The 8,772-nt window shown below is 68.3% G+C and carries 8 protein-coding genes; 1 reads left to right on the plus strand and 7 read right to left on the minus strand.

What is annotated here, in order from left to right; genetic code table 11:
* The 6 genes from LPZ50_RS17405 to gorA all read right to left on the minus strand — a co-directional run.
* A partial coding sequence (locus tag LPZ50_RS17405; protein WP_230663043.1) for an AraC family transcriptional regulator occupies positions 1-911 on the minus strand: 911 nt, incomplete at its 3' end.
* A 29-nt stretch (positions 912-940) separates the two neighbouring features.
* Complete coding sequence (locus LPZ50_RS17410) at positions 941-3,202, minus strand: xanthine dehydrogenase family protein molybdopterin-binding subunit (RefSeq protein ID WP_230663044.1); 2,262 nt, start codon at positions 3,200-3,202, stop codon at positions 941-943.
* 13 nt (positions 3,203-3,215) lie between these two features.
* Positions 3,216-3,674, minus strand: coding sequence for a (2Fe-2S)-binding protein (locus LPZ50_RS17415; protein WP_230663046.1), 459 nt, complete (start codon positions 3,672-3,674; stop codon positions 3,216-3,218).
* Positions 3,675-3,814: 140 nt separating this feature from the next.
* Positions 3,815-4,939, minus strand: coding sequence for a 3-deoxy-7-phosphoheptulonate synthase (locus LPZ50_RS17420; RefSeq protein WP_230663048.1), 1,125 nt, complete (start codon positions 4,937-4,939; stop codon positions 3,815-3,817).
* A gap of 228 nt (positions 4,940-5,167) precedes the next feature.
* Complete coding sequence (locus LPZ50_RS17425; protein ID WP_230663050.1) at positions 5,168-5,800, minus strand: LysE family translocator; 633 nt, start codon at positions 5,798-5,800, stop codon at positions 5,168-5,170.
* Between the two features lie 74 nt (positions 5,801-5,874).
* The gene (gorA, locus tag LPZ50_RS17430) at positions 5,875-7,233 is read right to left on the minus strand and encodes a glutathione-disulfide reductase (RefSeq protein WP_230663052.1); all 1,359 of its coding nucleotides are present in this window, start codon (positions 7,231-7,233) and stop codon (positions 5,875-5,877) included.
* Positions 7,234-7,423: 190 nt separating this feature from the next.
* Here gorA and LPZ50_RS17435 point away from each other — a divergent pair, with 190 nt between their 5' ends.
* The gene (locus LPZ50_RS17435) at positions 7,424-7,720 is read left to right on the plus strand and encodes a hypothetical protein (protein ID WP_230663054.1); all 297 of its coding nucleotides are present in this window, start codon (positions 7,424-7,426) and stop codon (positions 7,718-7,720) included.
* A 13-nt stretch (positions 7,721-7,733) separates the two neighbouring features.
* Here the strand turns inward: LPZ50_RS17435 and LPZ50_RS17440 are convergent.
* Positions 7,734-8,772 (minus strand): PLP-dependent aminotransferase family protein (locus tag LPZ50_RS17440; protein ID WP_230663056.1); only part of this gene is annotated, 1,039 nt, incomplete at its 5' end.

The following is an 8,772-nucleotide window of genomic DNA, read 5'->3' on the forward strand; positions in this document are numbered from 1 at the left end:
CGCGCCACGTCGCGCAGCGGGGGCGCCCCATACAGCCGGCTGTACTCGCGGCTGAACTGCGAGGCGCTTTCGTAGCCCACCTGGCGCGCGGCGGCGCCGGCGTCGGTGACACCGGCCAGCAGCAGGCGGCGGGCTTCCTGCAGGCGTATTTGCTTCTGGTATTGCAGCGGGCTCATGGCCGTTACCGCCTTGAAGTGGTGGTGCAGCGACGAGGTGCTCATGTTGACAGTCTGGGCCAGGTGCTCGATGCGCAGCGGCCGGTTGAAGTGCGTTTGCAGCCAGGCGATCGCCTGGCGTACCTGGTGCGACGGGCCCTCGTTGCGGGCAATGTGCCGCAACCGCGCACCCAGTTCGCCTGTCAGCAGGCGGTAGCAGATTTCGCGGCGTATCAAGGGGGCCAGTACCGGGATGTCCGCGGGCGTATCCAGCAGCCGTGTCAGCCGCAGCGCCGCATCCAGCAGGGGCGGGCTCAGGCGCGCCACGGCCAGGCCGCGTCCGGCATCGGCCTCTGGCGGGGGCGGCAGGCCAGTGTCGGCCTGCAGGTCGGCGGTGGCCTGCGGATCCAGGTCCAGCACGAAACACAGGTAGGGCGTATCCGGCGTGGCCAGGGTAATGCGCGAGGCCACCGGCAGGTCTACAGACGTGAGCAGATAGTGCGATGCGGAATACTCGTAGACATCTTCGCCGACTTCCACGCGTTTTGCGCCCTGCACCAGAATGGCCAGCGATGGCCGGTAGACGCCCACCACCAGTTCGCTGGGCAGTGATGACCGGAAGAACGACAGTTCCGGTATGGCCGTGGCGAACAGGCCGTCGCGGGGCGCGTGGCGGTTGACCAGCGCCGCCAGCCCGTCCAGGCCAGCGAGCGGCACGGACGGAGTGGCAGGGGCAAGGTGGGAAGCGGGCGCCATGTCCATTACGGGTGCGGGTAGTGAAACCATTATGCCTGCGCGGCCAGCGCCTTGGCCTGGCCGGAAAACGGCAGGGTGCGTATGCGCTGCCTGGTGGCGGCATACAGCGCGTTGGCCACGGCCGGCGCCACCGGCGGCACGCCGGGTTCGCCCACGCCGGTGGGTTTCTCGGCGGACGGCACGAAATGCACTTCGACGGCGGGCATCTCGTTGATGCGCAGCAGCAGGTAATCGTGGAAGTTGCTTTGTTCCACTTGCCCGTCCTTGAGCGTGACGGCGCCATGCAGTGCCGTCGACAGGCCGAAACCGATGCCGCCTTCGATCTGCGAACGCGCCAGGTCCGGATTCACCACGATGCCGCAGTCCACCGCGCAGACAACGCGGTCTACCTTGAACGAGCCGTCGGGCTTGACCGTGACTTCCGCCACCTGGGCCACGATGGTGTCGAACGATTCGTGTACCGCCACGCCCTTGCCGCGCCGCTCGCCGGGCGCGCCGGCTGCCAGCGGCTGGCTCCAGCCGGCCTGTTCGGCGGCCAGTTCCAGCACTTTGCGGTGGCGTGGATGCTGGTCGAGCAGGGCGGCGCGGTAGGCCACCGGGTCCTGTCCGGCGGCGGCCGCCGCCTCATCCATCAGGCCCTCGGCCGAGAAGGCGGTGTGGGTGTGGCCCACCGAGCGATACCACAGCACAGGAACGCCCACGTCGGTGGGGGTATGCAGCTCGACTTGCAGGTTGGGTACGGCGTAGCGCAGGTCGGCCTGGCCTTCCACTGAAGTGGGGTCGATATCGCCTTGCATCGCCGCCTGGAAGGGCGTGCCCTGAATGATGGATTGTCCCGCCACGCGCACGTGCCAGGCCTGCAGCCTGCCCTGCGCGTCCAGGCCGACCCGCGCGCGGTGTACGTTCAGGGGGCGGAAGTAGCCGGCGCGCAGGTCGTCTTCGCGGGTCCATACCAGCTTGATGGGCGCGCGCACCCCTTGTTCGCGGGCGGCCTGGGCAATGGCCACGGTTTCCACCAGATAATCGGCGCGCGGATTGGCACGCCGCCCGAAACTGCCGCCGGCATACAGCTGCGTAATGAATACCTGCTCGGGGCGCAGCCCCAGCACCTTGGCCACGGTGGCTTGATCCGGTGTCTGGAATTGCTCGCCGTTCCAGATGTCGCAGCGGCCTTCTCCCAGCTGCACGACGCAATTCATGGGTTCCATGGCGGTGTGCGCGACGTAGGGCACTTCGTATTCGGCTTCGATGACCTGGGCGGACTGCGCCAGCCCGGCCTCGATGTCGCCATGGCTGGCAGCGACCTTGCCCGGGCGGCCCAGCGCCTTGCGGTACTGGGCGCGGATGTCGTCGCTGCTCTTGCGATAGGCCTTGCTGTCGTCCCATTGCACTTGCAGGGCATCGCGGCCGGTGCGCGCGGCCCAGGTGTTGTCGGCCAGCACGGCCACGCCACCCGGGTTGCCCGCCTGGCCGGCGAACTGCACGACGTGGCGCACGCCCGGCACGGCCTTGGCCTGGCTGGCGTCGAAGCTGGCCACGGTGGCGCCAAAGCGCGGAGGACGCGCCGCCATGGCCACCAGCATGCCGGGCAGCTTGAAGTCCTGCGTGAAGACGGCCGTGCCGTCGGTCTTGGCATGGCGGTCGACGCGGCGCAGGGTTTCCTTGCCTATCAGCTTGAAGTCGGCCGGCGCTTTCAGCGTAACGGATTCAGGCACCGGCAGTTTCGCCGCCGCCTCGGCCAGGTCGCCGAAGCCTGCCTGCCGCTGGGTGGCGGCATGGCGCACGACGCCGTCGGACACGGTGATGCCGCGCGGGTCCACCTGCCACTGGCCGGCCGCGGCGGCCACCAGCATGGCGCGCGCGGTGGCGCCGGCGCGCCGCATCTGCTCGAAAGAGTTGGCAATGGCCGTGCTGCCGCCGGTGCCCTGCATGCCCATGGCCAGGTTCTTGTACAGCTCGGTGTTGGCGGGCGCGCCTTCGACGCGGATGCTGGACCAGTCGGCATCCAGTTCTTCGGCCAGCAAGGTTGCCAGGCCTGTGTAGGCGCCCTGGCCCATTTCGATGTGCTTTGACAGTACGGTCACGATGCCGTCCGTGCCGATGCGCACGAAGGCATTGGGCGCAAAAGCGCCATCGGCGGCGGAGGCCGCGGCGGCGCCCGCGGCACGCGCGGCGGCGGGGCCCAGCGCAATGCCCAGCACCAGGCCGCCCGCGCCCTGCATGAAGCGGCGGCGGCTGACGTTGTGTACCGGGGCAGGGGCGGGGAAAGAGGAACGCATGATGGAATGCATGATGGGCTCCGGATCAGGCCAGCGCGCGGGCGGCTTCGTGGATGGCGGCGCGGATGCGCACGTAGGCGGCGCAGCGGCAGGCGTTGCCGCTCATGGCGCTGTCGATGTCGGCGTCGCTGGGCTGGCGGTTCTGCATCAGCAGGGCGGTGGCGGACATGATCTGGCCGGACTGGCAGTAGCCGCACTGGGCGACGTCAAGGTTGCGCCAGGCCGCCTGGACGGCTTGCCCAACCCTGTCGGCGTCCACGCCTTCGATGGTGGTGATTTTCTTGCCGGCTACGGCGGCCAGCGGCGTGACGCACGACCGGATGGCCGTGCCGTCCAGGTGCACCGTACAGGCGCCGCACATGGCCATGCCGCAACCGTATTTGGTGCCGGTCAGGTTGGCGACGTCGCGCAGCGCCCATAGCAAAGGCATTTCGTCGGGCGCGTCGATGGCGGTGTCTTTGCCATTGATGTTCAAGCTGGCCATGGCGGATTTTTTCCTGGTGCCGGGGCCCTTGCCCCGAAGGCCTTCAGGATAAGAAAACCCGCCCGGCTACAGCAATGCCGATTACTCCGCCATTCTTGCCTGATCCTGCGAAATTGCAGGGGCAGGCACGGCAGGCCTGCCTAGCTTTTGCGTGCCCGGCGCTGGCGCACGGCCTGGGCCAGGTCGGCCAGCACGGGCTCGGTCTGGGCCCAGCCCAGGCAGGCGTCGGTAATGGACACGCCATGGCGCAGCGGCGCGCCGGGCTTCAGGTCCTGGCGGCCTTCTTCCAGATGGCTTTCGATCATGACGCCCATGATGCGCGATTCGCCATTGGCCAGTTGCGCGGCCACGTCCAGCGCCACGTCGATCTGGCGCTGGTGCGACTTGTTGGAATTGGCGTGCGAGCAGTCGATCATGACCTGCGGACGCTGGCCGGCGGCTTCCAGCGCCGCGCAGCAGGAAGCGACGCTGGCCGCGTCGTAATTGGGGCCTTGTTTGCCGCCGCGCAGAATGACGTGGGTGTCGTCGTTGCCGCGGGTTTCGAAGATGGCGGCCATGCCCATTTTTGTCATGCCCATGAAGGCGTGCCTGGCGCGCGCGGCCACGATGGCGTCGGCGGCCACTTGCATGCCGCCGTCGGTGCCGTTCTTGAACCCCAGCGGGCAGCTCAGCCCCGACGCCAGTTGGCGATGGCTGGGGCTTTCGGTGGTGCGCGCGCCGATGGCGCCCCAGGCGATCAGGTCGGCAATGTATTGCGGGCTGAGCAGGTCCAGGAATTCGGTGGCGATGGGCAGCCCCAGCGCGCCGATTTCCAGCAGCAGCTCGCGCGCGCGGCGCAGGCCTTCGTTGATGCGGAAGCTGCCGTCCAGGCGCGGGTCGTTGATGTAGCCCTTCCAGCCCACGGTGGTGCGCGGTTTCTCGAAGTACACGCGCATGACGATGAGCAGATCGTCATGCAGTGCCTGGGCGGCCTGTTTCAGGCGGGCGGCGTATTCCAGCGCCTGGCCGTGGTCGTGAATGGAACAGGGGCCCACCACCACCACCAGGCGGTCGTCGCGGCCGTGCAGGACGTCGGCGATGCGCGCGCGGGCATCCTCCACCAGCGCCAGCGTGTCGGCCGGAATGGGCAATTCGTCTTGCAGCAGGGCGGGGGAAATCAGCGGGCGCACGGCGCCGATGCGGACATCGTCGATGCGCGTGGTGTCTTGGGTGGAATCGGCCTGGCCGGCTTCGCGGTCGTGCAGGGGGTCGTCGATACGGGACATGATGAGGCTCGAGACAAGGGGATGCTGCAGGGTTGCCCGCCATTATCGCACTGGCGCCGGGAGGCCGCGGATGACAGATGCCTGCCGCTTAGGGCACTGCCTTAAGTGGCTTAGGCAGGTGTCTGGCTCCCGCAGGGTGCCAGACACCGTCGTGTCGAGCCCGGTGTCTGACACCCCTTGCGGGGAGCCAGACACCCGCGGACCAGGGGCAGCCAGGCACCGGGTCCGTCAGCGGCGGGAATCCAGCGCCATGCGGATGGCGAGCCCGGCCAGCACCGTGCCCATCAGCCAGCGCTGCACCACCAGCCACAGCGGCCGGGTACCCAGGAAGCTGGCGATGGAGCCGGCGGCCAGGGCGATCAGCGCGTTGACGCTCAGGCTGATCAGCACCTGGGTGAACCCGAGCGTGAGCGATTGCGTCAGCACGCTGCCGTGCCCGGGGGTGATGAACTGCGGCAGCAGCGACAAATACAGGATGGCGATCTTGGGGTTCAGCAGGTTGGTCAGCAGCCCCATCGTGAACAGCTGGCGCGGGCTGCTGCGCGGCAGTTCGCGCACCTGGAAGGGCGAGCGGCCGCCGGGGCGCAGCGCCTGCCAGGCCAGGTAGCCCAGGTACATGGCCCCGCCCAGGCGCAGCGCATCGTAGGCATAGGGCACCGACATCAGCAAGGCCGTGATGCCCAGGGCCGCGCACAGCACATAGAACACGAAGCCCAGCGCCACCCCGCCCAGCGAGATCAGGCCGGCTTTCGAGCCCTGGGAAATCGAGCGCGAAATCAGGTACACCATATTGGGGCCGGGCGTCAGCACCATGCCCAGGGACAGCAACGCAAAAGCCAGCAGATTGGAAAGTTCGGGCACGCGGCGCTCCTGGAAAATACGCGGGGAAACTGTCCAGGAGCGTACCGCAGAACTGTATCGGAACAGACAGTAATTTATGCCTGTACCGGGGTGCGCAGCGTCACGAACTCTTCGGCCGCGGTGGGATGGATGCCGATGGTTTCGTCGAATACCTGCTTGGTGGCCCCCGCCTTCAGCGCCACCGCCAGGCCCTGCACGATTTCGCCGGCGTCCGGGCCCACCATGTGGCAGCCCAGCACCCGGTCGGTGTCGGCATCCACCACCAGTTTCATCAGGGTTTTTTCCTGCGATGCCGTCAGCGTCAGCTTCATGGGACGGAAACGGCTTTCAAAGCGCTGCACCCGGTAGCCTTGCGCTTCGGCGTCTTCGGTGGTCAGGCCCACGGTGCCGATATTGGGCAGGCTGAACACCGCCGTGGGAATCAGGTTGTAGTCGACCTTGCGGTATTCCTCGGGGCGGAACAGGCGGCGCGCCACGGCCATGCCCTCGGCCAGCGCCACCGGCGTCAGCGGCATGCGGCCGATGATGTCGCCCACCGCCAGGATCGACGGCTCGCTGCTGCGGTATTCCTCGTCCACGGCGATGAAGCCTTCGTCGTTCAGCTTGACGCCGGTGTTTTCCAGGCCCAGGTTGTCCAGCATGGGGCGGCGGCCGGTGGCATAGAACACGCAGTCGGTCTCGATGACTTCACCGCTATGCAGCGTGGCGGCCAGGCTGCCATCGGCGCGCTTGTCGATGCGCGCCACGTCGGCGTTGAAGCGCAGGTCTACGCCTTTCTTGATGAGTTCATCGCGCAGGTGTTCGCGTACGCCGCCGTCGAAGCCGCGCAGGAACAGGTCGCGCCGGTACACCTGCACGGTATGCGCGCCCATGCCGTTGAAGATCGACGCGAATTCCACGGCGATATAGCCGCCGCCCACCACCAGCACGCGGCGCGGCAGCGCTTTCAGGTAGAAGGCTTCGTTCGATGTGATGGCATGTTCCTTGCCCGGAATGTCCGGCACTTGCGGCCAGCCGCCAGTGGCCACCAGGATGTGCTGCGCGGTGTGGCGCTGGCCGCTCACCTCGACCGTGTGCGGGTCCAACAGCCGGGCGTGGCCTTCGTACAACGTGACGCCGCCGCCCACCAGCAGGTTGCGGTAGATGCCATTGAGGCGTTCGATTTCGCGGTTCTTGTTGGCGATCAGGGCGGGCCAGTCGAAGCCCGGTTCGCCCACCGTCCAGCCATAGCTGGAAGCCTGTTCCAGGTCTTCGCGGTAGTGCGCGCCGTAGACCAGCAGTTTCTTGGGCACGCAGCCCACGTTGACGCAGGTGCCGCCCAGGTAGCGGCTTTCCGCCACGGCCACGCGGGCGCCGAACCCGGCGGCAAAACGCGCCGCGCGCACGCCGCCCGAACCCGCGCCAATCACGAACAAGTCAAAATCGAAAGCCATCTTGGTCCTTTTCGCGGCAGGCAGGCGCCGCGCACAATGCTGACAAGACCTGTATTAAACCTCTAATCGGGGTCCGCCCGCCGGGCAGGCCGGCGCCGCTGGGCAGGGCGGGCGCGGATCGGATACATTCTGGCGGTGGCGGCGCCCGCTGCGCGCCGCGTGACAGGGGGCATCCCCGCTATGGGAACGCATGCAGACTGAAGACAGTTTTTTCGGCTCGGTGGGCGCCATGCTCGGCGAGGTGATCCGCGCCATCGTGGAAGGCTTGCGCTACGTATTCGGTGGGCTGGGGTCGGCCCTGGGCGATTTTTTCTCGGGGCTGGCGGGCGCGCTGGGCATGAGTCCATCGGTATTCAACTTCGCGTTGCTGGTGCTGGGCCTGCTGCTGCTGTGGGCGGCGGTCAGGGCATTCATGCGGCGGGCCATCGTGGCCGGCATTTTCTGGCTGGTGCTGGCCATGCTGCTGCTGGGCGGCCTGATAGGCTAGGCCGGCGCGGCGGTCAGCCGACCGCGGCGATCACCCGCGCCAACCGCCGCACCAGCGGTTCGAACAGGTCGGCAGACGTATTGCCATAGCCCAGCACCAGGCCGTTGTCCTGGCTGGTGGGCCGCAGCGCGAAAGCCGACAGGGCCCCAGGGGCCAGGCCCGCGCGCCGCGCCTGCGCGGCAATGGCGCGATCATCGTGCACGGCGGGCAGTCGCAGGGTCAGGTGCAGTCCGCCGTGGCCTCCGATCAGTTCGTGCTCCACGGGCAGGTGGCGCGCCAGCGCCGCACGCAGGGCCTGCTGGCGGTCGCGGTACAGGCGCCGCATGCGGCCTAGGTGGCGGCCGAACTGGCCGCTGTCGATGAACGACGCCAGGGCCAGTTGCTCGTGCCGGTGGCCGCCCCGCAATAACTCATGCACGGCGGTGCGCAAGGGTTCGGCCAGGGCCGGCGGCAATACCAGGAAGCCGATGCGCAGGGCCGGGAACATGGTCTTGCTGAACGTGCCCACGTACAGCACGGGCGTGTCGTCGCCCAGCCCCTGCATGGCCGGAATGGGCTCGCCATGGTGGCGGAATTCGCTGTCGTAGTCGTCTTCGATGATCCAGGCGCCCACGCGCGCGGCGTGTTCCAGCAACTGCAGCCGCCGTGCCGCGGCCAGCACGGCGCCCGTGGGGTATTGGTGCGAAGGCGTGGTGTAGATCAGGCGCGGCGGCTGGCTGCGCCACAGGGCATTGGGCACGGCGATGCCCTGGGCGTCGACCCGCACCGGCACCATGCGCAGGTCGCCCGCCTGGAACGCGGCCTTGGCGCCCCGGTAGCCGGGTTCTTCCACCCAGGCCGTGTCGCCGGGGTTGCTGAGCAGGCTGACGCACAGCGCCAGGGCTTCCTGCGCGCCTTCCGTGACGACAATTTGCCCGGCGCTGCAGCGCACGCCGCGCGATACGGCCAAGTGCTGGGCGATGGCCTGGCGCAGGGCGGGCTCGCCGGCCGGATCCCCGTAGCCCAGCGTGGCGACAGGCATGTGGCGCAGGGTGCGGTCCAGCGCGCGGCGC

Source organism: Bordetella petrii (assembly GCF_020991325.1).
In the GTDB taxonomy this organism is placed as follows: domain Bacteria; phylum Pseudomonadota; class Gammaproteobacteria; order Burkholderiales; family Burkholderiaceae_B; genus Bordetella_A; species Bordetella_A petrii_E.

Bases quoted from the DNA above. Each gene is read 5' to 3' on its own strand.
- gorA (WP_230663052.1), bottom strand. From the start codon at position 7,233: ATGGCTTTCGATTTTGACTTGTTCGTGATTGGCGCGGGTTCGGGCGGC.
- LPZ50_RS17415 (WP_230663046.1), bottom strand. From the start codon at position 3,674: ATGGCCAGCTTGAACATCAATGGCAAAGACACCGCCATCGACGCGCCC.
- LPZ50_RS17420 (WP_230663048.1), bottom strand. From the start codon at position 4,939: ATGTCCCGTATCGACGACCCCCTGCACGACCGCGAAGCCGGCCAGGCC.
- LPZ50_RS17435 (WP_230663054.1), top strand. From the start codon at position 7,424: ATGCAGACTGAAGACAGTTTTTTCGGCTCGGTGGGCGCCATGCTCGGC.
- LPZ50_RS17410 (WP_230663044.1), bottom strand. From the start codon at position 3,202: ATGCATTCCATCATGCGTTCCTCTTTCCCCGCCCCTGCCCCGGTACAC.